Raw genomic sequence first — 26,351 nt, forward strand, 5'->3', positions numbered from 1 at the left:
GCTCCGCCGACGGTGTGGCATGTGGACGGTATCGAGCCGGAGGAGACGGAATGACGCAGTCGCGTCCGATGAAGGTCCTGGTGTGGGGCGAGAACCACCACGAGAAGCACGACGAGGCGACGCAGCGCCTGTACCCCGACAGCATGCACGCGACGATCGCCGCGGGCCTGCGGGCCGTCCTCGGCGCCGACGCCGTCGTGGACACGGCGACGCTCGACCAGCCCGAGCACGGGCTCACCGAGGAGCGGTTGGCCGACACCGATGTGCTCTTCTGGTGGGGGCATGCGCGGCACGACGCCGTGGACGACGCGGTCGTGGAACGGGTGCATCGCGCCGTGCTGGGCGGCATGGGGCTCGTGGTGCTGCACTCGGGGCACTTCTCGAAGATCTTCATCCGCCTCATGGGCACCACCTGCAGCCTCCGCTGGCGCCAAGGCGAGGACCGCGAGCTGGTCTGGACGGTCGCGCCGACGCATCCGATCGCGGCCGGCGTGCCGCATCCGATCGTCATTCCGGCGCAGGAGATGTACGGCGAGTTCTTCGATGTGCCGGCGCCCGACGAGCTGGTGTTCGTCTCGAGCTTCTCCGGGGGAGAGGTGTTCCGCTCGGGGATGACGTTCTCGCGCGGCCGCGGACGCATCTTCTACTTCTCGCCCGGTGACCAGGACTACCCCGTCTACCACCAGCCCGAGATCCAGCGCGTGCTCGGCAACGCGGCCGGCTGGGCGTTCCAGGACAGGCCGCGCGAGGTTCCGCGCCTGACCATGCACCGCACCGGAGAGTTCGCGACGCCCCGCTCGTGGGACGGGGAGGAGCTTCGATGAGGCAGGTCGTCCTGGTCGGCGCGGGTGCGATGGGCCGCGCGTGGATGGACACGGTCGCCCGACGGCCGGATCTGCGGGTCGGTGCGGTGGTGGACCTGTCGGTCGCGTCGGCGCAGCAGGCGGCACGCGAGCGCGGCTGGGACGTCCCGTGCGTCGCGACCGTCGAGGAGGCGTTGGCGACGGGGGACCGGCCGGACCTGCTTCTCAACGTCACCGTCCCCGACGCCCACCGCGCGGTCAGCGAGGCCGCCCTGCGTGCCGGGGTCCCGGTGCTCAGCGAGAAGCCGGTGACGCCGCGGGTGGCCGACGCGCTGGCGCTCGCCGCCATCAGCGAGCAGTGCGGCACGCTGCTGGCGACGAGCCAGTCCCGGCGGCACTCGCCGGGGCTGCGGGCGTTCAGAGACGCCGTGGCGGCATACGGCGGCGCCGCCCAGCTGGACGCGGCGTTCTTCCAGAACCCGCGCTTCGGCGGCTTCCGCGACGAGATGGAATCGCCGCTGCTCGTCGACATGGCCATCCACACGTTCGATCAGGCGCGCTTCGTGCTCGGCAGCGAACCGGAGTCCGTCTTCTGCGACGAGTTCTCGCCGCCATGGAGCTGGTACCGCGGCGGGGCGGCGGCCCACGCGGTCTTCCGTTTCGAGGACGGTGCGAGGTTCGGCTACTCCGGCAGCTGGTGCGCGGACGGGCTCACGACGTCGTGGAACGGCGCCTGGCGGGCGAGCGCGGCCGGCGGCTCGGTGGAGTGGGACGGCGAGACGTCGGTGCGCGCGCAGGACGGCGATGGACCGGTGCGGATGCGGCAGCCGGCGGACGAGCCCGAGGGGTTGGACGCCGCCCTCGCCGAATTCCTCGACGCGCTCGAGGGCGGGCCGGCTCCTTCGGGCGAGATCCGATCGAACATCTGGAGCCTGGCGATGGTGGAGGCGGCGGTCGCGTCCGCACGCTCGGGCGTCCCGGCGCGATTCGACGAGGTGTTCGCTCAGGCGGCGGCAGCGTGCGTCGAGAGCGCGCGGACGGCCGGAGACGACGCCACCGCGGACCTGGTCGCGTCCTGGGGTGGCGCTCCGCCCCGCTGACGCCGGGTCGCCGGGGTGCGATGCGCTGCCGACCGCCTGGGTCGCCCGCCCGCCCGCGCAGGAGCTATCCTCCGATCCATGCGAGGCGTTCGCGAGACGGCTGGAGGTCCGGCATGACAGGCGCGTATCCCGGCGGGCCCCACGCCGCCCCCTCACCGGCGAAACCGCCCGTGAGGACCCTCGACGTGGTCATCACCGTCATCCTCCTGGTCGGCGACGCCGTGCTGGCCGGCCTCGCGTCCTTCATGGGGATGTTCCTCGTGATGGGGTCGGACTCGTGCGGCGTCCGCGACTGCAGCACCGATCTGATCACGCTGGGCTGGCTCATGGGCATGATCCTGCCGTGGGTGGCCTTCGCGGCGACCGCGATCGTGTCCATCGTGCTCATGGTCAAGCGCCGCCTCGCATTCTGGGTGCCGCTGGCCGGTGCGGCGCTCATCGTGCTCTCCCTCGTGCTGGCCTTCACCGTGACCGCCGCGGGAGTGCCCGAAGCCGGCGTCTGACGGCGGCTCAGGCATCCCCCACGGCGATCGGGGGGCCAGCCCCCGGGTTTCGCCCATGTTCCTTCCGTAGCGTGGAGGAGTCGCGCCCGGACGGGCCGCGGCCGCCGCCACCAGATGCCACCGACGGACGGGATCCGACGAATGACGACCGCGACGACGACCGCAGCGACGACCGACGGTTCGTGGCTCACCGCGCTCTCAGACTGGGCCGTGTCGCTCATGGAGATCATCGGACCGATCGGAGCCGGCGTCGCCATCGCGCTGGAGAACCTCTTCCCGCCGCTTCCGAGCGAGGTCATCCTGCCGATGGCCGGGCTCGCCGCCAGCCGAGGCTCCTTCTCGCTCGTGGAGGCGCTCGTGTGGACCACGGCGGGCTCCGTGATCGGCGCGCTCCTCCTGTACGGACTGGGGGTGTGGCTGGGGCTGGGGCGCCTGCGAGCGATCGCCGCGAAGGTGCCGCTGCTGCATCCCGAGGACATCGACCGCACCGTGGCCTGGTTCGGCCGGCACGGCGGCAAGGCGGTGTTCTTCGGGCGGATGATCCCGATCTTCCGCAGCCTCATCTCGATCCCGGCGGGGATCACGAGGATGCCGGTGTGGCGCTTCACGCTGCTGACCGCGGCCGGCAGCCTGCTGTGGAACTCGATCTTCGTGCTGTCGGGCTACTTCCTCGGAGAGTCGTGGCACATCGTCGAGCGGTACGCCGACCTCCTCCAGTACGTCGTCATCGGCGTCACGGTGCTCGCCGTCGGCTGGTTCCTCGTCGTGCGCATCCGTGCGCTCCTCGGCGAGCGCGCGGGAAGCGCCGAGCCGGACCTGGACTGACGCTCAGCCGCCCCACAGAACCGGCGCACGTAGACTGGTGCGGTGCCCGCCGACCGCCTCCATCTCGTGCGTCACGGGGAGGTCCACAACCCCCGACGCGTGCTCTACGGTCGACTTCCGGGATTCGGGCTGAGCGCGGACGGGCGTCGGATGGCCCGCCAGGCGGCCGAGTACCTGCAGTCGCTCGAACGCCCCGTCTCGGCACTCGTCTCCTCGCCGCTGCAGCGCACGCAGGAGTCGGCCGAGGCGTTCACCGAACTGTTCGGGCTCGAGCCGGTGCTCGACGAGCGTGTGATCGAGCCCACCAACGTCTTCGAGGGCAAGCGCATGATGATGGCCCTCCTCAATCCGTGGAACTGGCGGCACCTGAGCAAGCCCGCGCTGCCCAGCTGGGGAGAGCCGTACGCCGACGTCGTGGGCCGCATGAACTCGGCGATGACCCACGCATGGGACTCGGCCGACGGGGGCGATGTCGTGGTCGTCTCGCACCAGCTGCCCATCTGGATCACCCACCTCGCCGTGGCGGGCCTCCCGCTGCGCCACGACCCTCGCGCGCGACGCTGTGCGCTGTCGAGCGTGACGAGCTTCGAGATGGTCGACGGGAAGTGGACCGAGACCGCCTACGCCGAGCCGGCGTCGACGGCCGGCGCCGTGGATGTGGGGGCGGTATGACCACCGGGCACCGGCCGCGGACGACGCGTCGCGGAGCGAGGGCGCGGGCTGCGGCATCCGCGCTCCTGGCCATCGGGCTGATCGCCGGGCTGGCGGCGTGTTCGGAGGACCCGCTGGCCGAGCAGTACCGCTCGGGTGACAACAAGGGCTTCGTCGCCGCCGACGGCTTCCGCGTGGTCGAGATCCCGGCCGCGGAGCGCACCGACCCGGTCGACTTCGAGGCCGTCCTCGACACCGGCGGCACCGCATCCAGCGCCGACTACGCCGGCCAGGTGCTCGTCGTGAACTTCTGGTACGCCGGCTGCGCGCCGTGCCGCGTCGAGGCCCCCGAGCTCGCCGCCGCCGATGCCGCGTTCGAGGGCCAGGACGTGTCGTTCCTCGGGGTGAACCTGTACGACGGCGCGGAGGCGTCGCGGGCGTTCGCCTCGACGTACGGCGTCGAATACCCGAGCGCGCTGGCCACCGAGGACGGCTCGATCAAGCTCGCGTTCGCGGGCGAGACGCCGCTGAACGCCGTCCCGGTCACGCTCGTGCTCGACAAGGACGGCCGCGTCGCGGCACGCCTGGTCGGACAGATCGACGACGCGTCGATCCTCGAGACCTTGGTGCGCGAGACGCTGGAGGAGACGTGAGCATCGGCGCGCTGGTGGCCGACGGGTCGCTCCTCGTCGCCATCCCGATCGCGATCCTCGCCGGGGCGATCTCGTTCCTCTCGCCGTGCGTGCTGCCGCTCGTGCCGGGCTACCTCGGCTTCATCGGCGGCGCGGTGAGCCCGCGTCCCGCCGCGGTGACGGTGGGAGCCTCGACGGCCTCGGCGACGGGAACCGGCACCGGGACCGGCGCTGCGGCGGCCGGCGCGCCGGCGCCGGACGCCGTCGAAGGACCCGGCCGCGGCCGGCTCGTGCTCGGCGTCGTCCTGTTCATCGCGGGCTTCACCGTGGTGTTCGTCAGCATCGCGATGCTCGGCGGGACGCTCGGCCGCTTCCTGGTCGAGTACTCCGAGGTCATCACGCGCATCCTGGGCGTCGTCATCATCGCCATGGGCCTGGTCTTCATCGGCTGGCTCGGGGTCGCGCAGCGGATCGCGCGCCCGCAGGTGCGCGGCAACCTCGGGCTCATCGGGGCCCCGCTGCTGGGCGTCGCGCTCGGGATCGGCTGGGCGCCGTGCATCGGCCCGACGCTCGCCGTCATCCTCACGATGGCGTTCGACTCGGGTTCCGCCGCGCGCGCCGCGCTCCTCGGCGTCGCGTACTCGCTGGGCCTCGGCATCCCGTTCCTGCTCCTCACTCTCGGCTTCGGGTGGGCGACCAGATCGGTGTCGTTCGTGCGGCGTCACATCCGCGTGGTCAACCTCGTCGGCGGCGCACTGCTGGTCGTGCTCGGCCTGCTGATGGTGACGGGTGTCTGGACGGCGATCATGGCTCAGCTGCAGGGGGTGTTCGCGAGTGTCCCGGCCCCGCTCTGAGTCGCCGGCGGGCCCGTCATCGCGTGCCGAGCCCGTCGAAGGGACCCTGCGTCCCTCGGACCACGCCGACGGCGACGCGCCGGCGGCGGCCTCGGACGTCGAGCAGCCCGCACTGAGCGTGGTCGGCTGGCTCCGCTGGGGATGGCGGCAGCTCACGTCGATGCGCACGGCACTGGTGCTGCTGTTGCTGCTCGCGATCGCGGCCGTGCCGGGGTCGCTGGTGCCGCAGCGCAGCGCCGATCCGAACGGCGTCCGCCAGTACTTCGTCGACAACCCCGACCTCGCGCCCGTGCTCGACAACCTGAGCCTCTTCGACGTCTACACGTCGCCCTGGTTCTCGGCGATCTACATCCTGCTGTTCATCTCGCTCGTCGGGTGCGTCATCCCGCGCACGAAGCACCACTACAAGGCCATGCGGGCCCAGCCGCCTCGCACCCCCGCCCGACTGTCGCGGCTGGACGCGCACCGCTCCGAGGTCCTGGAGTTCGCGGGCGCCGAGGAGGCCGCCGCCGGCGCATCGACCGCGATCGACGCCGCGCGGCAGCAGCTGCGCAAGGCCGGCTACCGGGTCCAGCGGTACGACGCGGCCGGGACGACGTCGGTGTCGGCCGAGCGCGGCTACCTGCGCGAGACGGGCAACCTCGTCTTCCACGGCGCGCTGGTCGGCGTCCTGCTCGCGGTCGGCATCGGCGGCGGCTTCACCTACACCGGGCAGACGGTCATCATCGAAGGCCGCACGTGGGTCAACACGATGCTCGACTACACGTCCTTCAACCCCGGGCGCTTCGTCGACGAGGACGCGCTCGAGCCGTACGCGCTGACGCTCGACGAGTTCTCGCTGTCGTACGTGGCTCCGGGGCAGCAGGGCGCGGGGCAGGCCGGGGACTTCGTCGCGCACCTGACGACGCAGTTCCCCGACGCCGACGCCGCGCAGGGCGAGGTGCGGGTGAACCATCCGCTCGAGATCGCCGGCGACCGCATCTACCTCATGGGCAACGGCTACGCCCCGACGATCACGATCCGCGACACCGACGGCGAGGTCGTGTTCTCCGAGCCGGTGCCCTTCCTGCCGCAGGACAACAACATGACCTCGCAGGGCGTCGTGAAGGTGCCCGACGGACTGCGCGAGCAGGTCGGCCTGGTCGGGTTCTTCTACCCGACCGCGCAGGAGCTCACCAACGGCGCGTTCACGTCGGTGTACGGCGACCTCGAGTACCCGATGCTCACGTTCTGGGTGTACTCGGGCGATCTCGGCATCAACGACGGCGTCCCCCGGTCGGTGTACACGCTGGATCCGAGCGAGATGACGCAGCTCGCCGGCGGCGACTCGGGCACGCAGGCGCTGGCGCTCATGCCCGGCGAGACGGTGGACCTGCCCGACGGGCTGGGCTCGATCTCGTTCGACGACGAGTCCGGGGAGGGCGCCGCCGACTTCAAGGAGTCCGTCAAGCGCTACGTGTCGCTGTCGATCCACCGGGACGCGTCGGCGACCTGGGTGCTCGTGTTCGCGACGCTCGCGACCGCTGGACTGCTCGCCGCCCTCTTCGTCCCCCGCCGTCGCATGTGGGTCAAGGCCACGACCGAGGGCCACACGGTCCGGCTGGAGTACGCCGGCCTCGCCCGCGGCGAGGACCCGACCCTCGACGCAGCGGTCGCCCAGCTCGCCCAGCAGCATCTCGCGTCGCTGGCCGCCCCCGCCGCCTCGTCCGACCCCGACCGGAGCCCGAGGCCTGAATCAACCCCGGAAGTAGACTGAGCCCATGCCCGAAGCCTCCTCGTTCTCGCTCGATTCGGTCTCGGTGCTCCTGGTCTGGACGGCCATCGCGGTCTACGCACTGGCCTTCATCGCGTACGCCGTCGACCTCGCCCGCCGCGGTGCGGTCGCCGTCGACTCGAGGGATGCCGCAGCCCGCAGCGTGCGCGAGCGTCAGCTCGTCGCCGCCGGCGGCGCCGGTGCGGACCGCTCGGGTCCCGTCCAGCGGCTCCGCGATCAGGAGGTCGCGTCGGAGGCGGCGCTCAACGCCCCCGTCGGCCGCCGCCAGCGCCTCGTGTGGGCGCGCATCGGCACCTCCCTGACCGTGCTCGGCTTCCTGTTCCACCTCGGCGGAGACGTCACCCGCGGGATCGCGGCGGGCCGCGTGCCGTGGTCGAACATGTACGAGTTCGCCCTCACCGGCACGCTCCTCATCGTCGCGGTGTACCTCGGGGTGCTGTTCCGCTACGACCTGCGGTTCCTCGGGACGTTCATCACGGGCCTCACGGTCGTTCTGCTGGGCGGCACGGCGATCTGGTTCTACACCGACATCGTCCCGCTCATGGATCCGCTGAAGTCGGTGTGGCTCGTCATCCACGTCTTCGTCGCGTCGCTGGCCACAGCGCTGTTCGCCCTCGCCTTCGGGCTCTCGGTGCTGCAGCTCATGCAGGGTCGCCGCGAGCGCAAGGTGGCTGCCGCCGGCCGTGCGGCGCGCGACGGCGCCGGCGAGAGCGGGACGGTCAAGACCGGCCCCGGGTTCCTCCGCACGCTTCCGAGCGCCGACGCCCTGGAGTCGCTGGCGTACCGGTTCGCGATCCTCGGCTTCATCTTCTGGACGTTCACCCTGATCGCCGGCTCCATCTGGGCCAACGACGCGTGGGGCCGCTACTGGGGCTTCGACACCAAGGAAGTGTGGACCTTCGTCATCTGGGTGCTGTACGCCGGCTACATCCACGCCCGCGCGACGCGCGGCTGGCGCGGGGCGCGCTCCGCGTGGCTGTCGATCATCGGCTTCACGGCCGTGATCTTCAACTTCACCATCGTGAACATGTTCTTCAAGGGCCTCCACGCCTATTCCGGCCTGAGCTGACTCCCTGATCGTGCCCCTCGCCTCCCGGCGTCTTGATGTCAACCCGGCTGGCTCCGCGCAGCAGGTCGGCGACAGTGGCAGGAGCGCGGGCCCGAGGACCCGCCCGGCGAATCGGCGCTGACGCACCCCTGACATGACGAAGGCCCGCGACCTTGGGGTCGCGGGCCTTCGTGCGCGCGGGTCAGGCCGCGGCGGGCACGGCCTTGAGCAGATCCTGCGCCGAGGTGCTGCGGCGGCGAGCGACGACGAGGATCGTCGCCCCCAGCCCGAGCAGCGTCCACACGACCAGCCCGACGATCGCCGCGCCCAGCCCCGACGCCGACGTGAGCGCCGCGACCATGCCCTGGTACGCGGGCGTCGTGGGCATCAGCGCGGCGACGCCGGCGAGGACGCCGGGCACCGTGGAGACCACTCCGGTCGCGATCGCCAACGTGCCCACGAGCGCCGAGACCCACCGGCCGGCACCGCCGAACACCGCAACCAAGCCCTGGTTCACCGCGGCGAACGCGATGCCCGCTACGACGCAGACCAGCGTGAAGACCGTCCACTCCGCCCACGAGTACGACGCCGCGAGCTGGACCACGCCGCCGACGAGGAATCCCTGCAGCGCGCCGATGCCGGCGGCCGGTGCGAACGAGCGCAGCGCCAGCAGCGCCGACGGCGCCCGCGAGGTCAGTGCGCGGCGTGACACCGCCTGCAGTGCGATGAACGTGCCCAGGCCGCCGAACCACAGCGCCAGCGTCGCCAGCAGCGGAACGGCCGACGCGCCGAACAGCGAGGTGCCCACGCCTTCCGCCTCGACCGGGTCAGCCACGACAGAGGCGAGATCCGTCGCCTCGGCATCGCTGTAGGCGGGGATGGAATCGGATGCCGTCGCCAGCCCGCTCGCGAGCTCTCCGGTGCCGGCCGCGAGCTGAGCCACGCCGTCGGCGAGGCTGGTGGCGCCGTCGGCTGCCTGGTCGGCGCCGGAGGCGAGCTGCGACGCGCCGGCGGCGAGTCCGTTCGCACCGGTCTGGATGCCGACGGCGCCGCTCGCGAGCTCACCCGCGCCGGCGGCGGACTGGTCGATGCCGCCCGCGAGCTGGGAGAGGCCGCCGCTCAGTGTGGACACGTTCGCGGCGATCTCGCGGAACTGGGCGGCGAACTCGGTGGTGGCGCCGGTGTCGAAGGCGCGCAGCCCGCCCGCCGTCCCCTGGGCCGCCTGCTCGGCACCTTCGGCGGTCTTCTGCGTGATCGTCGCCTGGGTGACGAGGTCCACGCAGAGCTGCGGGTCGCTGCTGACGGCGAAGCACCTGTTCGCGAGTTCGAGCGTCTTCGCGGCGGCCGCCTCCGTGTCGCCGGCGAGCGTCGCGGTCATGTCGGCTCCCGCGTACAGCTCGTCGGGGACGAGCCCGGTCTGCTCGAGCTCGGTCGCGCCGCCGGTCACGCCGTCGGCGAGCTGCTGCGCGCCGCCCGCGGCATCGCGCGTCTTGCCCGCGATGGTCGAGAGGCCGGACTGCAGCGAGCTCGCGCCCCCCGCGAGCTGACCGGCGCCGCCGGCGAGCTGCGTCGCACCGTCCGAGAGCTGTGCGGTGCCGTCGGCGAGCGCCGTGATCCCGCCCGGCAGCTCGGCGGCGCCGTCCGCGGCCTGCGTGGCGCCGTCGGCGAGCTGTGTCGCGCCGTCCGCCGCGCTGCCGAGCTGCTCGCCGAGCGTGGTGAATCCGAGGAACACGTTCTCGAGGTACACGGTCGACAGCTGCGCGCCCATCGTGCCCGCGGCGGCGGTGGCGACCTGCGCCGTGATGGCGTCGTCCACGATCAGGCTGTCCGGCGGCGTCGTCACCTCGATCGTGGCCCGCTCGGGCGTCTCGCCGGGCTGCGTCGACGTCGCCGCGGCGGAGAAGTTCTCGGGGATGGTGATGACGGCGGCGTAGGTGCCGTCGGCGAGCCCTTCCTCGGCATCCTCGGCGTTGGAGATCCTCCAGGTGAGGTTGCTGTCGAGCTCGTCCGATCCCTCGACGAGCCCGGCCGTCAGCTGGCGGCCGAGCGGCACCATCTGTCCGTCGATCGTGACCGGCTCGTCCTCGTTCACGACGGCCGCGGTGAGGGCGTCGAGGCGCTCGACCGGGTTGTAGAGGGCTGCGACGAGGATGCCGCCGATGACGACGGGGAGCAGCAGCACGCCGATGAGCGTCAGCCAGGTGACGGGCCGGCGCGTGCGGGAGCGTTCGATGGGAAGCGTCATGCATTCACCTCTGCGGAGCGAGTGGTCTGTGTGCTGCCCGCCCGCAGCGCGATCGCTGCGACGTCGGGCCGGTGCGCGTCCGCGAGGAGCGCGAGTGCGGCGCTCTCGGTGCGCGCGGTCAGGACGAGGGTGAGGCGGGCGTCATCGAGAAGCGACTGCGTCGCGTCGCGCAGGAGAGCCGCGACCTGGTCGCGCTCGGCGGCGTCCAGGGTGTCGACCCCGTCGATGACGACGAGGCTCGCCCTGCCGGCGAGAGCGCGTCGCAGCGCGGGCACGCGCTCGTCGCCGTCGCCGAGGAGGGCGAGGCCCACGTGCGCGCGCACCCATGCCGCGCGCTCGGGCAGCAGGTGTCCCGCGACACGGAGGCGCCCGTCGGTGGGGGCCAAGCGGCCGGCGATCGTGAGGGCGAACGCGCGCGCGGCGCGCGGGTCGCCGGTGGCGATCAGAGTACCGCCGGGCTCCACGCGGAACGCGGCATCCTCGAACAGGACCACCTCGCCGGCCGTTCCACCCGCGTCGGCACGGACGCCGACGGACTCGCCGACGACGACCGCCGTCGTGTGGGGCTCCGGCCACGACGCGAGCGCGAGCTCCCGCTCGACGGCCTCGCCCTCGATGTCGAAGTGGGGGAGGATCCGCTCGAGCCACCGTGGCATCCACCACGCGTTGTCGCCCAGCAGCGTCATCACCGCCGGCACGAGCGTCATGCGCACGAGGAAGGCGTCGACGGCGATGCCGACCGCCAGCCCCAACGCGATCGGCTTGATCGACGAGTCGCCCTCGGGCACGAAGGCCGCGAACACGGCGAACATGATGATCGCCGCGGCGGTGACGACGCGGGCCGAGGCCGTGAAGCCGGACCGCACGGCCCCGATGGCGATGTCGCGGCGGCTGTGCGAGGCGTGACCGCCGGCGCCGCGGCGTGCGTGCACGTAGTCCTCGCGCATGCGGCTGACCAGGAACACCTGGTAGTCCATCGCCAGGCCGAACAGCACGCCCATCAGGATGATCGGCATGAAGCTGATGACCGGGCCCGTGCGGGTGACGTGCAGGAGGTCGGCGCCCCAGCCCCACTCGAACACGGCGGCGACGACCCCGAACGACGCGGCGACCGACAGCAGGTAGCCCAGCGCCGCCTTGATCGGCACCCAGATCGACCGGAACACGATCATCAGCAGCACCAGCGACAGGCCGACGACGAAGACCCCGAACGGCAGCAGGGCGGCGCCCAGGCGATCGGAGATGTCGATGCCCACGGCGGTGAAGCCGGTCACGAGGAGGTCGACGCCGTATTCGTCCTCGAGCTCTGGAGCGAGGCCGCGCAGCGCGCGGACGAGGTCGGCGGTCGCGGGGTCGTCGGGCGCCGTCTCGGGCACGATTTGGATGAGCCCGGTGTCGGCCGTCTCGTTCGGCGTCGCCAGCGCGACCTCCTCGACGCCGGGGACCTGCTCGATCTCGGCGGCCAGGTCCTCCATGAGTCCGAGCGGGTCGGTCGAGGTCACGATCGTGCCCGTCATGATGAGGGGACCGTTCGCACCGGGGCCGAAGTGCTCGGCCGTGAGGTCGTACGCCTGCCGCGCCTGGCTCGACTCCGGCTGCACGCCGGCGTTGGGCAGCGCGAGGCCGAGGCTCGCGGCGGGGATCGCCATGATCCCGAGGGTCACCACGACGGCGATCGTCGTGATCAGCGGGTGCGTGGTCACCAGCATCACCCAGCGGTTGGGCTTCTTCACGGCCACCGCGGGGGACGCGGGCGAGGCGCCGTCTGCCTGGCGCCCCGGAGCCTGCGCCGCTTCGTCGGCGGCAGGGGTGGCGGCGGCGCCGACCGGCCGTGAGCGGCCGGGGAGCGGCATCCCCCGGCGCTTCCGGCCGTGCCCCCAGCCGGCCACTCGGCTCTTGGCGAAGCCGAGCAGTGCGGGGGTCAGCGTGATCGCGACGACCACCGCGATGGCGACGGCGACGGCGGCCGCGACGCCCATGGTCGTGAGGAACGGGATGCCGGCGAAGCCGAGGCCGATGAGAGCGATCAGCACGGTCACGCCGGCGAAGACGACCGCCGAGCCCGCCGTACCGGTCGCGCGGGCCGCCGACTCCTCCGGCTCGATGCCGGCGCGCACCTGGTCCTGGTGCCTGGCCACGATGAACAGCGCGTAGTCGATGCCGACCGCCAGACCCAGCATGATGGCGAGCATCGGGGTGGTCGACGAGATCGACGCGAACGCCGTCGACACGTAGATGAGCGCGATCGCGAGGCCGACGCCGATCAGCGCCGACACCAGCGGGAACCACGCCACCGCGAACGAGCGGAACGTCACGATCAGCACGAACAGCGCGATGAGCACGCCGACGGCCTCGATGAGCGAGAGCGCGGGGACCGAGGTCGAGAACAGGTCGCCGCCCATCGCGACCTGCGAGCCCTCCGGCAGCGCCGAGCGCAGATCGTCGGCGACGTCCTCCAGGCCGGCCTTCGTCTCGTCCGAGACGTCGGTGGCCTGGCCGTCGAACTGCAGGCGGATGATCGCGGCCGACTCGTCGTCCGACACCATCCCGGTGACCATCTCGTCGAACGGGTCGGTGACGGCGATCACGCCGTCGAGGTCCTCGAGGTGCGCAACCGTGTCGTCGATCGCCGCGGCGTACGGCTCCTGATCGACCCGGTCACCGTCTGCGGCGACGATCACCAGCTGCGCGCTGGTGCCGCTGGCCTGCGGGAAGCTGCGATCGAGCAGCTGGATGCCCTCCTGCGCCTCGGTGCCGGGGATCGAGAAGGAGTTGTCGGTCCCCTTCATGAACACCAGTGCGCCGCCGCCGGCCAGTGCCAGCAGCAGCACCCACGAGACGAGCACGCGCCACGGGTGGCGGTATGCCCAGCGTCCGAGCGCATAGAGAAGAGTCGACACAGCGCCTCCGGTTCACGGGTGGGAAGATCGGGATCTGTCGATACAGCGCTGTATCGGATACATGAGTGTATCGTAAGGCGGGTTGCGCGCCCGAAGCTGAACAGTCCGTGTGAGACTGGTGAAAGAGGAGAGGACCGATGAGCGACACCCCCGTGGTCGAGGCGTCCGGCACCTCGAAGAGGCGTGAGGCGACGCGGCAGAAGCTGCTGGATGCCGCCGCCGAGGTGTTCGCCGAGCTCGGCCTGGACGCGGCATCCGTCGAAGCCATCTGCGAGCGCGCCGGCTTCACGCGCGGCGCCTTCTACTCGAACTTCGAGACGAAGGACGAGCTGATGCTCGCCCTCACCGAGCGCGTCGCCGGCGAGAAGATCGAGGCCGTGGCCGAGCGCGTCACCGAGCTGCAGTCCCGCGGGGAGAACCTCGAGGCCGGCGCGCTGGTGCGCCAGCTGCTGGACGTGGCGTTCGACCGCAAGCAGGGCATCCTGCTGACCAGCGAGATCCGCACCCGCGCCATGCGCGACCCGCGGCTGGCCGAGACCTACGTGGCCTGGCAGCAGGGCATGGCAGAGCGCGTCGGCTCGTTCATCGAGAGCCTCGCCCAGTCGTACGGGTTCCGGCTGCGGCTCCCGGCCGCCGAGTTCGCGGGCCTCATCATGCAGACCTGGGAGGACGCGTCGGCGTACGCCGTCATGACCGGCCTCGACGCCGCCGAGACGCACCGGCTCGTGAACGACCGCACCGCGGGGCTCGCGACCGCGCTGGTCGATCCGGCCTGACCGCGGTCAGCCCGCTGCGGCGAGGATCGCGTGGCACCGCGCGAGGCGGTCGAGCCACCACTGCGTGCGGTCGGCGGATGCCGCGTGCGCGGCCAGCAGCGACGGGTCGGGCCTCACGCGGCCGACGTGCAGAGCCCCGTCGCGCGGGGTGAGCGGCGGGTCGGCGATGTCGGCCGCCAAGAGCGACGCCGTGCCGAGCCCGCAGTCGTACTCGAGGTCGGGGAGCGCCGCCGCGAGGGCGACGCCCATCGACAGGCCCACCGACGTGTCGAGGGCGCTCGACACGACCGCCGGCAGCCCCGCCTCGGCGACGATCTCGAGCGCGCGCCGCACGCCGCCGAGCGGCTGCGCCTTGATCACGAGGAGGTCCGCGGCGCCCGCGCGGGCGACCGCGAGCGGGTCGGCCGCCTTGCGCACGCTCTCGTCGGCGGCGATCGGGATGCCCATGTACTTCACGCGCCGGCGCAGCTCCGCGAGCTCGTCGACGGTCGCGCAGGGCTGCTCGGCGTACTCGAGGTCGAACTCGGCGAGCGCATGGAGGGCACGCTCGGCCTCGTCGACGTTCCAGGCGCCGTTGGCGTCGATCCGCACGCGGCCCTCCGGCCCCATCTCCTCGCGCACGGCGCGCACGCGGGCGACGTCGTCGGCCAGGCGCTGGCCGGGCTCGGCGACCTTGACCTTCGCGGTCCGGCAGCCGTCGAACCGTGCGAGAACGGCGGGGACGGATGCCGCGTCCACCGCCGGCACCGTCGCATTCACGCCGACGGAATCCCGGCGGGCTTGCGGTCGTGGCATCCAGGCATCCTCGATCGCGGCGGCGAGCCACGTCGCGGCCTCGTCGTCGCCGTACTCGAGGAAGGGTGAGAACTCGCTCCAGCCCTCGGGCCCCTCGAAGACGAGGGCCTCCCGCACGTCGACGCCGCGGAACCGCGTCACGAGCGGCAGGGCCACGACGCGGGCGCCGGCGATGATCTCGGAGAGCGGGGGGAGGGGTGCGGGAGTGCTCACGCCCCCATCCTGCCCGTTCTCCCCGTCCGCGCGCGGGGCAGTCCCGCCAGAACAATGTGTGGTTGACGATACTGTGTGACACACAGTATCGTGTCGGGTATGAGTGAATCCGAGGTCCTCGAGACCCATCTGCAGGAGCTGCGGCGCGGCACGGTCGTGCTCGCGTGCCTTCGGCTCCTCGAGCAGCCGGGCTACGGCTACGGGCTCCTCGAGCAGCTCGGCGAGCGCGGGTTCGCCACCGACACCAACACGCTGTACCCGCTGCTTCGGCGGCTCGAGAAGCAGGGGTACCTCACGAGCGAGTGGAACACCGACGAGGCCCGGCCCCGCAAGTTCTACCGCACCAGCGCCACCGGCTCCCGGCTGGCGGCGGCCCTCATCGACGACTTCCACGCGATCGCCGCCGCGATCGACGCACTCCCCGAGGAGCACTGACATGCACGCCACCCCCGTCACCCTCACCGACCGCTACGTCGACGCCGCCATGCGCACGGTGCCCGACGACCAGCGCGCCGACCTCGCCGCCGAGCTGCGGGCATCGATCGACGACCAGGTCGAGGCGCGCGTGGAGCAGGGCGAGCCCCGCCCGGACGCCGAGCGCGCGGTGCTCGTCGAGCTCGGCGACCCCGACAAGCTCGCCGCGCAGTACACCGACCGGCCGCTGTGGCTGGTGGGTCCGCGGTACTACCTCACGTGGTGGCGCCTCACGAAGCTGCTGTGGGCGATCGTTCCGGTGTGCGCTGCCTTCGGCGTGGCGCTGGGCCAGACGCTGTCGGGGGCGGAGTTCGGCGAGATCATCGGCTCGGTGATCAGCGTCGTGCTCAGCGTGATCGTCCACATCGGCTTCTGGACGACGCTGGTCTTCTTCATCGTCGAGCGGTCCACCCACAGCGCCGACGTCGGGCTCGTGAGCCGCTGGACGCCCGACGACCTGCCCGAGCCCCGGGAGCGGGGCACCGGTCTCAGCGACCTGGTGGCATCGCTGGTGTTCCTCGCGATCGCTGCCGGCGCGATCCTGTGGGACCACTTCGTCGGGTTCGTGTACACGCCCGAGACCGGGTGGATGTCGTTCCTCGCCCCGAGCCTGTGGCCCTGGTGGATCGGCGGCCTCTTCGCGGTCATGGTGCTCGAGGCGCTCCTGGCGATCTCGGTGTACGCCAAGGGCCGGTGGGACATCGGGTCGGCGACGGTGAACCTGTTCCTCAACCTCACCGTGGCAGGCGGCGCGCTGTGGCTGCTGTCCCAGCAGCAGCTGGTCAACCCGGAGTTTCTCGACGCGGTGATCCCTTCCGATTCCTCCGGCACCGTCACGACCGTCGTCACGACCGGGTTCGCGTTCGGCGTCGTCGCGATCGCCGCGTGGGACAGCATCGACTCCTTCCTCAAGGCGGCGCGGGCACGGCGCTGAGGAGCCGCCGGAACGGGGACCGCCCCCTCGCGGCGGCCCTAGTCTTTTTCCCATGCCCCTTCTCGATACTCCTGTGCGCCTCGGCGTGCAGCTGCAGCCCCAGCACGCCCCGTACTCCGCGTTCCGCGACGCCGTCCTGCGTCTGGAGGAGATGGGGGTGGACATCCTGTTCAACTGGGACCACTTCTTCCCGCTGTCGGGGGACCCCGACGGCCTGCACTTCGAGTCCTGGACCATGCTCGCCGCGTGGGCCGAGCAGACGGAGCGCGTCGAGTTCGGCGCCCTGGTGAACTGCAACAGCTACCGCAACCCCGACCTGCAGGCCGACATGGCCCGCACGGTCGACCACATCTCGGCCAAGGACGGCGTGGGCCGCTTCATCTTCGCGACGGGATCGGGCTGGTTCGCCCGCGACTACGAGGAGTACGGCTACGAGTTCGGCACCGCCGGCTCGCGTCTGGACGACCTCGCGGCGGGCCTGGAGCGCATCGAGGCGCGCTGGCAGAAGCTGAACCCGGCGCCCACGCGAGAGATCCCGGTCATGATCGGCGGCAAGGGCGAGCAGAAGACGCTGCGCCTGGTCGCCCGTCACGCCGACATCTGGCACAGCTTCGTGCGCCCCGACGAGCTGCCGCGCAAGCTCGAGGTCATCGAGCGGTGGGCCGAGCGCGAGCAGCGCGACACGTCGGATCTCGTGATCTCGAACGAGCTGCACCAGCGCGGCGAGGGATTCGCCGACGAGCTCCACGCCGCCGGGGTGCGCCTCTTCACGCTCGCGTTCCACGGCCCGGACTGGGACTACGACCTGGTGAAGCGCTGGCTGCGCTGGCGCGACGCCAAGAACGCCTGACCTCCTTCCCGCCGAGAAACCGTGATCTCGCCGAGCGACCACGTCCCGGGCGACGACGACGTGGTCTCTCGACGAGAACGCGCGATATCGGCGGGGACGGATGCCGCGCACCGACCGCGCTCGCCGCGTCGCGGCATCCGTCATGAACCGCAGTCGCACGAGGCGCCGCGGCTAAGATCGCGGGGGTGACCGCCGCACCGTCTGCCCCGCGCTTCGCCCTCGACATCGAGGGCGTGCCCAGGCCCGAGCGGTCGCGGCAGCTGCTGGACGGCGTGCGGGAGCGGGTCGTCATCGCCGACGGGGCGATGGGCACGATGCTGCAGCGGTACGACCTGTCGATCGAGGGCGACTTCGCAGGGCTCGAGGGCTGCAACGAGATCCTCAACGTCACTCGGCCGGACGTCGTCGCGGCCATCCACGACGCGTACCTCGAGGTGGGGGTCGACGCCGTCGAGACGAACACGTTCGGCGCGAACTGGTCGAACCTCGGCGACTACGGCATCGACGACCGCATCGCCGAGCTCGCCGAGCGGGGGGCGCGCATCGCGCGCGAGCGGGTCGAGGCGGCGGAGGCCGCCGACGGGCGGGTGCGGTGGGTGCTCGGGTCGATGGGACCCGGCACCAAGCTCCCGAGCCTCGGCCACACCTCCTACGACAACCTCAAGCAGACGTTCGCGCTGCAGGCGGAGGGACTCATCGACGGCGGCGCAGACGCCTTCCTCGTCGAGACGAGCCAGGACCTGCTGCAGACCAAGGCCGCCATCAACGGCTGCCGCCAGGCGATCGTGAGCCGCGGCATCCGACTGCCGATCTTCGTCGAGGTGACCGTCGAGACCACCGGCACCATGCTCATGGGGTCCGAGATCGGGGCGGCGCTGACGGCCATCGAGCCGCTGGGCGTCGACGCCATCGGCCTAAACTGCGCCACCGGCCCGACCGAGATGAGCGAGCATCTGCGGCACCTGTCGAAGCACGCGACGGTGCCGGTCGCGTGCATGCCGAACGCGGGGCTTCCCGTGCTCGGCGCGAACGGCGCGCACTACCCGCTCACGCCGGCCGAGCTCGCGACGGCGCACGAGCAGTTCGTGCGCGAGTTCGGGCTGGGCCTCGTCGGCGGATGCTGCGGCACGACGCCCGAGCATCTCGCCGCGGTCGTCGAGCGCCTGCGCCCGCTGCGCGGCGCGGGGGAGCGGCATCCCGCGATCGAGCCGGGTGTCGCGTCGCTGTACCAGCATGTGTCGTTCCAGCAGGATGCCTCGTACCTCGCCATCGGCGAGCGCACCAACGCGAACGGCTCCAAGGCGTTCCGCGAGGCGATGCTCGAGGAGCGGTGGGACGACTGCGTCGAGATCGCCCGCGAGCAGATCCGCGTCGGCGCGCACCTGCTCGACGTCTGCACCGACTACGTCGGACGCGACGGAGCCGCCGACATGCGCGAGGTCGTGTCGCGCCTGGCGAGCGCCTCGACCCTGCCGCTCGTCGTCGACTCCACCGAGCCCGCCGTCATCGCCGCGGGACTCGAGCTCATCGGCGGCCGCCCCGTGGTGAACTCGGTGAACTACGAGGACGGCGACGGCCCCACGTCGCGCTTCGGCCGCATCATGCCGCTCGTGAAGGAGCACGGCGCCGCCGTCGTCGCCCTCACGATCGACGAGCACGGCCAGGCCCGCACGACCGAGGGCAAGGTGGCGATCGCGTCGCGCCTCGTCGACGAGCTGGTCGGCGAGTGGGGCATGCGGGTGAGCGACATCATCGTCGACTGCCTGACGTTCCCGATCGCCACCGGCCAGGAGGAGACGCGCCGCGACGCGATCGAGACCATCGAGGCGATCCGGCAGATCTCCGCGAAGTACCCGGGCATCAACACGACCCTCGGCGTCTCGAACGTGTCGTTCGGCCTCAACCCGGCCGCGCGCAGCGTGCTCAACTCCGCGTTCCTGCACGAGGCGGTGGAGGCCGGCCTCACGTCGGGCATCATCGACGCGGCGAAGATCGTGCCGCTGGCGTCGATCTCGGAGGAGCAGCGCAAGGTCGCCCTCGACCTGGTCTGGGACCGACGCGAGCACGACGCCGACGGCAACGTCACGTACGACCCGCTCGCGCGCATGCTCGACCTCTTCGCCGGCGTCGACACGGCGGCCCTGCGCAACCAGCGGGCCGCCGAACTCGCGGCGCTGCCCGTCGGCGAGCGGCTCGAGCGTCGCATCATCGACGGCGAGGGCAAGGGGCTCGAGGCCGACCTCGACCTCGCCCGCGAGGGCGGGCTGGCTCCGCTGCAGATCATCAACGACCACCTGCTCGAGGGCATGAAGGTCGTCGGCGAGCGATTCGGCGCCGGCGAGATGCAGCTGCCCTTCGTGCTGCAGTCGGCCGAGGTCATGAAGACGGCCGTGGCGCTGCTCGAGCCGCACATGGAGAAGACGGATGCCTCGGGCAAGGGCCGCATCGTCCTGGCGACGGTCCGCGGCGACGTGCACGACATCGGCAAGAACCTCGTCGACATCATCCTCACCAACAACGGGTACGACGTGATCAACCTCGGCATCAAGCAGCCGATCGCCGACATCATCGCCGCCGCCGAGGAGCACGACGCCGACGTCATCGGCATGTCGGGCCTGCTCGTGAAGTCCACCGTCGTGATGAAGGAGAACCTCGAGGAGCTGCAGTCCCGCGGCCTCGCGAAGAAGTGGCCGGTGATCCTCGGCGGCGCCGCATTGACGCGCGCCTACGTCGAGGACGACCTCGCGTCGCTGTTCGACGGCGAGGTGCGCTACGCCCGCGACGCGTTCGAGGGACTCGCCCTCATGGAGCCGCTCGTGAGGATCGCGCGCGGCGCCGACCCGGCCACGGTCGGGCTGCCGGCGCTGAAGAAGCGACGACACGCCGCAGGGTCCAAGCTCACCCTCACGGAGCCCGAGGCCATGCCGGCGCGGTCGGATGTGGCATCCGACAATCCCGTCCCCGCGCCGCCGTTCTGGGGCACGCGCATCGTCCGCGGCATCGCCCTGCAGGACTACGCCGCGTTCCTCGACGAGCGCGCGACGTTCATGGGCCAGTGGGGCCTCAAGCCCGGCCGCGGCGAGGACGGCGCCTCGTACGAGCAGCTCGTCGACACCGAGGGCCGCCCGCGCCTGCGGTACTGGCTCGACCGCATCCTCGCCGAGGGCATGCTCGACGCATCGGTCGCCTACGGATACTTCCCCGTCGTGTCGGACGGCAACGACGTCGTGGTGCTGCATCACGGCGACGACCCGTCCGGCGTGCTCGGCGTGCCCGGCCTGCTCGCGCCCGACGGAGGTTCGGGCGGCGAGCTCGGCTCCGACCGGCTGCGCTTCCACTTCCCCCGCCAGCGCCGCGACCGCCACCTGTGCCTGGCCGACTTCGTGCGATCGCGCGAATCGGGCGCCGTCGACGTGATGCCGGTGCAGCTGGTGACGGCCGGCGCCAACATCGACTCCGTGACCGCCAAGCTCTTCGCCGAGGACAAGTACCGCGACTACTACGAGCTCAACGGCCTCGTGATGCAGCTGACCGAGGCGCTCGCCGAGTTCTGGCACGCCCGCATCCGCTCCGAGCTCGGCTTCTCGCACGAGGATCCGGCCGAGACGGCCGGGCTGTTCAAGCTCGAGTACCGCGGCGCGCGCTTCTCACTCGGCTACCCCGCGTGCCCCGACATGGAGGACCGACGCAAGGTCGTCGAGCTCCTGCGCCCCGAGCGCATGGGCGTCGAGCTCAGCGAGGAGCTGCAGCTGCACCCCGAGCAGTCCACCGACGCCTTCGTCTTCCACCACTCCGAGGCGAAGTACTTCTCGGTCTGACCCGAGACGCGAAGGAGAGCGGATGCCGCGGCCCGCAGCATCCGTCGCGTCATTCCGTCGTGAGCTGGACCGTGATGCCCGGGGGCGGCGTGGTGTGCACCCACGCCGCTTCACGATAGGGCAGGGGCGCGCTCTCGCGGTACGCGAGTGGCGGGTGTCCGCGACGCGAGCGGCTTGGTGCGGCGCAAGGCGGCGAGGATCGGTCGCCCCACGACGACCAGCCCGACGACCGTCGTGATCGCGCGGAGCGTGTCCCAGCTGAGGGTCGAGGTGACGAGCGAGTACACGAGGAAGCTGGCGAGGTTCACGTCCAGTGGCGCCTCGCCGTCGTAGGAGATGCCGGTGCCGTACCCGACGGCGAAGGGCCAGAACCACAGGTTCATCAGCAGGCCGAACACGTAGGAGGCCACCACGCCGTAGACGCAGAGCATCGCGATCTCCGCGGAGCCCGGATGCTGGATCGAGCGCCGAGGCCCGCGCCGTGTCGAGGTCGACCGTCGGGGGAGGAGCCCCGCGACCGCACCGACCCACGCGCACGCGAACAGCTGGAAGGGCGTCCACGGGCCGAAGGTCCCCGTGATCAGCGTCGACAGGGCGATCGTCGCCATGCCGAGGAGCATCCCGAACCGTGCGCCGTAGGCGCGGCCCGCGAGGACCAGCAGGATGAACACCGCCTCAACTCCGCCGACGCCGGTGCCCGCGATGCGCACGGCCGCGCCGATCGCGGCGAGCGTGCCGAGGAGAGCGAGCAGATGCGCCGATCGCACCGTGCCGTCGAGCGTCGCCACGACGACCAGCGCGGCCAGCGGCACGAGCGCGAGCGCCGCGACCGGCACGGCGGCGTGCGCCTGCTCGGGCACCGCGGTGGCGACGAGCGGCCAGCAGAACGCGCCGAGGGCGACGAGGTTCGCCGCCGCGAGCGCGATCAGCGGCAGCCGACGGAGCCCGCTGTGCTGCCCGGGGAGGGGCCGAAGGGGGACGGATGCCGCAGCCCCGCGCGGTGCCGTCGGCGGCGTTCCGGCGGTGGCCGGGGTCGTAGGGGGCGCGCTCGTGTCGCCGGTCCGCGCGGGAGTGGCGCGGTAGGCGGCCGGTGTCGTCGCGGCTTCGTGATCCGGCATCGCGTCGGCCTCTGTTGCGAGCCCGGACGCCTTCTCGAAGGCGGCGTCCGGTGACGCGCCCATGGCGTGCGAGGCAGGCTCCGACGTCGGTGCGGTCGTCGCAGCGGCGTGTTCGCCGGCGAGGACGCCCGCGTGCATCGCGAGGGTGCGGTCGGCGCGCGCGGTGAAGCCCGGCTCGTGCGACGCGACGAGCACGGCGGCGCCCGCGGCGGCGACCGATGCGAGGGCGGCCCACACCATCTCGCGCGCGGCGGGGTCGAGTCCCCGGGTCGGCTCGTCGACCATGAGCACGAGGGGCCGGGCGGCGAGCTGGATGGCCAGCGCCAGGCAGCGCCGCTCTCCGGCGGCGAGGTCGCGCGGATGCCGAGCGAGTCGCGCCGCGAACTCGGCGTCGCGGGGGTCGAGGCCGAGGAAGCCGGCGAACCTGTCGGCAGTCGACGAGCCGCCGTGGCCGACGAGAAGAGGAGATCTGCCGGACAGAGGATCGATGGGACCGATGGCGTCCTCGTTCCGGCGGCTCTCCTCGTTCCGGCCGGCGAACAGGCGGCGCGTGTGCCGGCGCGGATCGCGCGCAGCGTCGGGCGCCCTCTTCACGGCGCGGCGGTCGGCGCGCACGCATTCGGCGAGGACGGAATCGCTGACGAAGAGGTCGTCGGAGGCATCCGGAACGAGCGCCACGCGGCCGCGCGTCGAGACATGGTCCCCGCGCTCGGGCAGTGCGAGCGCGGCGAGCAGGCTCGACTTGCCGGCGCCGTTGGGTCCGACGAGCGCGACGATCTCGCCGGGGTAGAGGTCGAGATCCGCCCCCGTCACGGCGATCGCGTCGCGGTGGCGCACGGTGATGCCTCGCGCTCGCAACACCGGCTCCTGCCCGGCGCAGCCCAGGGTCGCCGGCGCTTCCTCGGGTTCGGGGCGCACTCCGTACGTTCGGGGCGCATCCGGTGCGCCCCGAACGCCTATGGAGCGCCCCGAACCCGACGTCGGCGGCGCAGAGGCCGCCCCGGCCGATGCCGGCCCCACCGGATGGACGTCGTGGTCGATCCGGTCGACAGGCCCGTCGAGCCGCTCGATCCCGCCCCGTTCGACCTCGGCGCCGTCGACTCGCTCGACAGCCCCGTCGCCCCGCTCTACCTCGCCTCGCTCGACCGGCTCGACCTCGCCCTTCCGCACGCGCAGTACCAGATCGGCGATCCCCGACAGGGACTCGACGCGGTGCTCGGCGACGACCACGCTCATGCCGGCGTCGTGCGCGAGCGCGTCGAGCAGCCGGGCGATCCGCCGGCGGGCGTCGGCGTCGAGATCGGCGAGGGGTTCGTCGACGAGGAGCAGGATCGGGTGCTCCACGATCGCGGCCGCGATCGCGACGAGCGTCGCCTCACCCGCCGAGAGTCCGCGGGTGGGGCGGTCGAGCAGGCTCGCGACCCCGACCCGTTCGGCGACCTCGGCCACGCGCGCGGCGGCGATCACGGGCGCCACGCCGCGCAGCTCGAGCGAGAGGCCGATCTCGTCGCGAACGAGCTCGGTCGCGAACGCCTCGCGCGGATGCTGCAGAACCACGCCCACGCGCTGCGCGAGGTCGCGCGGCGGCACCGGGACACGTTCGTGCCCGACGACGCCCAGCGACCCGGAGATCCAGCCGCCGTCGGTGTGCGAGTGCAGGCCGGCGATCGCTCGCAGCAGCGTGGACTTTCCCGACCCGGTCGCGCCCGACACCAGGGTCAGCGTGCCGGCGTGGAGGAAGAGCTCGGCGGGGAGACGTATGCCGGGGCTCGCGGCATCCGCCATCGCCGAAGCGGTGCGCGGGGCGTCGGCGCGCGAGACGGCATCCGGCGCGGATTCCGGTCCGCCCCGGCCCGAGCGGGCAGGCCCGAAGCCGATCTCCACGTCGTGAGCCTCGACGGGCATGAGGCAGTCCCCGTCGAGCCCCCGCCCCGCGAAGCCGCGAAGCTCGAGGGCTGCGGCGACGTTCCCGGCGCGTTCGAGGGTGCGCTCGAGCAGGGGGAGCAGCATGCGCGGTCCGGCGCGCTCGCCGCGGAGCCGCTGGGCGAACCCCACCGCCCGGGCGCCGTCGGCGAGCGACGGGAGCGTGGCCGCGGCGATCGCGAGCGCTCGCGCGACGCCTCGGAGCGGGCCGCGCCGTGAGGCGCGTGCGAACACGCGGGTGAGGTCGACGACGGCGTTCAGCACTCCGAAGGCGAGGATCGCCAGCGCGATCGGAAGCGCGCCGGCGGCGGCATCCCACAGCCCGTCCGCCGTCACCGGGCCGAGCAGCACGACGTGCGCGAACGGCGCGGGCAGCCGGATCTCGGGCAGGGCCAGCAGCACGACGCCGTCGCCGTCGGCACCGTGGAACAGCACGCGGTACACCACCCGGGCCGCCACGAACACGGCGGCGAGGACCGCCGCCGCCCGCAGGGGACCGGGCCGGAAGGTCATGTCACGTCGCCGGAGCGGCCGGCTCGCCGTTCACCGTGAAGAGGAGTGCGACCGAGTCGCCGGGCTCGAGCTGCAGCGTCGAGAGGCCCTCCTGCGCGTAGCCCCACTCGTCGCCCGAGGGCTTGACCCACAGCGCCCAGTACGCGAACGCCGCGGGCATCGACGCGCAGGTCTCGAAGTACTCGGAGCCGTCCTCCGCGGTGAGCGCGGTGCTCTCGGCGGGAACGCCGTTGACACGGCACACGACCTGGTCGCCGTACTCCTCGGTGCCCTCGGTCTCGACCCCCACGAGCGTGAGCGCATCGGCCGCGGCGAGCGTCTCGTCGGTGCCGACGCACCAGGTCTTGCTGTCGCCGTCCTCCAGCGACGAGGCGTCGACGACGACCGTCACGCCCGCGTCCTCGGCGCAGGCCTCGTCGAGCACGGCCACCGTCTTGGTCTCCGTGGGCGTCGGGGCCTGCTCGGGGGCGGGCGATGCGCAGGCGGCGAGGGCGAACAGGAGGACGGCGGATGCTGCGGCAGCTGCCGCAGCACGAAGAGTCGAGGTCACCGATCCAGGCTAGGCCGCGGCGCGGATGCCCGACGGCAGATGACGCCCGGTTGCGGCCCGCCGTAGGCTGGCCGGGTGAGCGTTTCGGAACTGTTCGACGAAGACGAGTGGATGCCGGCGCCCGGCGCCCCCGAGGGCGGCTACACCGACATCACCTCCCACGTCTCGAAGGACGGCCGGATCGCCCGGATCGCGTTCGACCGGCCCGAGGTGCGCAACGCGTTCCGCCCGCACACCGTCGACGAGCTGTACCGCGCGCTGGACCTCGCCCGCCAGGACCCGCGCATCGGCGTCGTGCTGCTCACGGGCAACGGCCCCAGTCCCAAGGACGGCGGCTGGGCGTTCTGCTCGGGCGGCGACCAGCGCATCCGCGGCCGCGACGGCTACAAGTACGAGACGCCCGCCGAGGCCGGCGAAGCGGCCGGACCCTCGACAGGCTCGGGGACCGGGGGCGGCTCGGCGAGCATCGACTCCGCACGGGCCGGGCGCCTGCACATCCTCGAGGTGCAGCGGCTGATCCGGTTCATGCCCAAGGTGGTCATCGCCGTGATCCCCGGGTGGGCGGCCGGCGGCGGGCACTCGCTGCACGTCGTGTGCGACCTCTCGATCGCGTCGGCTGAGCACGCCCGCTTCAAGCAGACCGACGCCGACGTCGGCTCGTTCGACGCCGGGTACGGCTCGGCCTATTTCGCGCGCCAGATCGGCCAGAAGTTCGCGCGGGAGGTGTTCTTCCTCGCCGAGGAGTACTCGGCGCAGCGCGCGTACGAGATGGGCGCCGTCAACCGCGTCGTGCCGCACGGGGAGCTGGAGCGCGAGGCCGTCGCGATGGCGCGCACCGTCCTGACGAAGTCGCCGACCGCGATCCGCATGCTCAAGTTCGCCTTCAACGCGGTGGACGACGGCATGGTGGGCCAGCAGGTGTTCGCCGGCGAGGCGACCCGCCTGGCGTACGGCACCGATGAGGCGGTCGAGGGCCGCGACTCGTTCCTCGAGAAGCGCGACCCGGACTGGTCGCCCTACCCCTGGCACTTCTGAGCGCGGCGATGACCGGA

Annotated in this window: 20 protein-coding genes; 15 read left to right on the forward strand and 5 right to left on the reverse strand. The window is 72.3% G+C overall.

Annotation, left to right across the window (positions count from 1 at the left end):
- Positions 1-50 precede the first annotated feature (50 nt).
- From V6R91_RS06525 to ccsB, 9 genes are all read left to right on the forward strand, one after another.
- Positions 51-824, forward strand: coding sequence for a ThuA domain-containing protein (locus V6R91_RS06525; protein ID WP_336394768.1), 774 nt, complete (start codon positions 51-53; stop codon positions 822-824).
- On the forward strand, positions 821-1,903 hold the full coding sequence (locus V6R91_RS06530) for a Gfo/Idh/MocA family protein (RefSeq protein ID WP_336394769.1): 1,083 nt from the start codon (positions 821-823) through the stop codon (positions 1,901-1,903). The genes V6R91_RS06525 and V6R91_RS06530 overlap by 4 nt, the downstream gene beginning before the upstream one ends.
- 20 nt (positions 1,904-1,923) lie before the next feature.
- Positions 1,924-2,406 carry a DUF6264 family protein gene (locus V6R91_RS06535; protein WP_336394770.1) on the forward strand — a complete coding sequence of 161 codons (483 nt, stop codon included), beginning with the start codon at positions 1,924-1,926 and terminating at the stop codon, positions 2,404-2,406.
- Positions 2,407-2,547: 141 nt separating this feature from the next.
- Positions 2,548-3,231: a DedA family protein gene (locus V6R91_RS06540; protein WP_336394771.1), complete on the forward strand. Its 684-nt coding sequence runs from the start codon at positions 2,548-2,550 to the stop codon at positions 3,229-3,231.
- 42 nt (positions 3,232-3,273) lie between these two features.
- Positions 3,274-3,903 (forward strand): histidine phosphatase family protein, encoded by a 630-nt coding sequence (locus V6R91_RS06545; protein ID WP_336394772.1) that lies wholly within the window; start codon positions 3,274-3,276, stop codon positions 3,901-3,903.
- A complete protein-coding gene (locus V6R91_RS06550) occupies positions 3,900-4,535 on the forward strand; it encodes a TlpA family protein disulfide reductase (RefSeq protein ID WP_336394773.1) in 636 nt (211 codons plus the stop codon). The genes V6R91_RS06545 and V6R91_RS06550 overlap by 4 nt, the downstream gene beginning before the upstream one ends.
- Positions 4,532-5,368: a cytochrome c biogenesis CcdA family protein gene (locus V6R91_RS06555; protein WP_336394774.1), complete on the forward strand. Its 837-nt coding sequence runs from the start codon at positions 4,532-4,534 to the stop codon at positions 5,366-5,368. Before V6R91_RS06550 ends, V6R91_RS06555 begins: the two co-directional genes overlap by 4 nt.
- A complete protein-coding gene (gene resB / locus V6R91_RS06560; protein ID WP_336394775.1) occupies positions 5,349-7,124 on the forward strand; it encodes a cytochrome c biogenesis protein ResB in 1,776 nt (591 codons plus the stop codon). Before V6R91_RS06555 ends, resB begins: the two co-directional genes overlap by 20 nt.
- A 4-nt stretch (positions 7,125-7,128) precedes the next feature.
- Positions 7,129-8,211: a c-type cytochrome biogenesis protein CcsB gene (gene ccsB, locus V6R91_RS06565; protein WP_336394776.1), complete on the forward strand. Its 1,083-nt coding sequence runs from the start codon at positions 7,129-7,131 to the stop codon at positions 8,209-8,211.
- Positions 8,212-8,392: 181 nt separating this feature from the next.
- Here the strand turns inward: ccsB and V6R91_RS06570 are convergent, their stop codons facing one another.
- Together V6R91_RS06570 and V6R91_RS06575 are read right to left on the reverse strand one after the other, a co-directional pair.
- Complete coding sequence (locus V6R91_RS06570) at positions 8,393-10,435, reverse strand: YhgE/Pip domain-containing protein (protein ID WP_336394777.1); 2,043 nt, start codon at positions 10,433-10,435, stop codon at positions 8,393-8,395.
- Entirely contained in the window at positions 10,432-13,335 is a 2,904-nt protein-coding gene (locus V6R91_RS06575) for an MMPL family transporter (protein ID WP_336394778.1), read from the reverse strand. The genes V6R91_RS06570 and V6R91_RS06575 overlap by 4 nt, the downstream gene beginning before the upstream one ends.
- Positions 13,336-13,472: 137 nt before the next feature.
- On the opposite strand from V6R91_RS06575, the gene V6R91_RS06580 reads away from it, so the two are divergent.
- Entirely contained in the window at positions 13,473-14,111 is a 639-nt protein-coding gene (locus V6R91_RS06580) for a TetR/AcrR family transcriptional regulator (RefSeq protein ID WP_336394779.1), read from the forward strand.
- A 6-nt stretch (positions 14,112-14,117) separates the two neighbouring features.
- On the opposite strand, the gene V6R91_RS06585 is transcribed toward V6R91_RS06580, so the two are convergent.
- On the reverse strand, positions 14,118-15,119 hold the full coding sequence (locus V6R91_RS06585; RefSeq protein WP_336394780.1) for an o-succinylbenzoate synthase: 1,002 nt from the start codon (positions 15,117-15,119) through the stop codon (positions 14,118-14,120).
- A gap of 99 nt (positions 15,120-15,218) precedes the next feature.
- Here V6R91_RS06585 and V6R91_RS06590 point away from each other — a divergent pair, with 99 nt between their 5' ends.
- The 4 genes from V6R91_RS06590 (at position 15,219) to metH (ending at position 21,195) form a co-directional block, all read left to right on the forward strand.
- Positions 15,219-15,554, forward strand: a complete 336-nt coding sequence (locus V6R91_RS06590) for a PadR family transcriptional regulator (RefSeq protein WP_336394781.1) — start codon at positions 15,219-15,221, stop codon at positions 15,552-15,554.
- 1 nt (position 15,555) lies between these two features.
- The gene (locus V6R91_RS06595) at positions 15,556-16,527 is read left to right on the forward strand and encodes a permease prefix domain 1-containing protein (RefSeq protein WP_336394782.1); all 972 of its coding nucleotides are present in this window, start codon (positions 15,556-15,558) and stop codon (positions 16,525-16,527) included.
- A gap of 52 nt (positions 16,528-16,579) precedes the next feature.
- Positions 16,580-17,377, forward strand: coding sequence for an LLM class F420-dependent oxidoreductase (locus tag V6R91_RS06600; protein WP_336394783.1), 798 nt, complete (start codon positions 16,580-16,582; stop codon positions 17,375-17,377).
- Positions 17,378-17,562: 185 nt separating this feature from the next.
- Complete coding sequence (gene metH / locus V6R91_RS06605; RefSeq protein ID WP_336394784.1) at positions 17,563-21,195, forward strand: methionine synthase; 3,633 nt, start codon at positions 17,563-17,565, stop codon at positions 21,193-21,195.
- 110 nt (positions 21,196-21,305) lie between these two features.
- Here the strand turns inward: metH and V6R91_RS06610 are convergent, their stop codons facing one another.
- Both V6R91_RS06610 and V6R91_RS06615 read right to left on the reverse strand, forming a co-directional pair.
- Entirely contained in the window at positions 21,306-24,749 is a 3,444-nt protein-coding gene (locus V6R91_RS06610) for an ATP-binding cassette domain-containing protein (RefSeq protein WP_336394785.1), read from the reverse strand.
- A 1-nt stretch (position 24,750) separates the two neighbouring features.
- Positions 24,751-25,299: a hypothetical protein gene (locus tag V6R91_RS06615; RefSeq protein WP_336394786.1), complete on the reverse strand. Its 549-nt coding sequence runs from the start codon at positions 25,297-25,299 to the stop codon at positions 24,751-24,753.
- A gap of 111 nt (positions 25,300-25,410) precedes the next feature.
- On the opposite strand from V6R91_RS06615, the gene V6R91_RS06620 reads away from it, so the two are divergent.
- Complete coding sequence (locus V6R91_RS06620) at positions 25,411-26,334, forward strand: 1,4-dihydroxy-2-naphthoyl-CoA synthase (protein ID WP_442928107.1); 924 nt, start codon at positions 25,411-25,413, stop codon at positions 26,332-26,334.
- Positions 26,335-26,351 lie beyond the last annotated feature (17 nt).

It is taken from the genome of Microbacterium sp. CCNWLW41 (assembly GCF_037083505.1).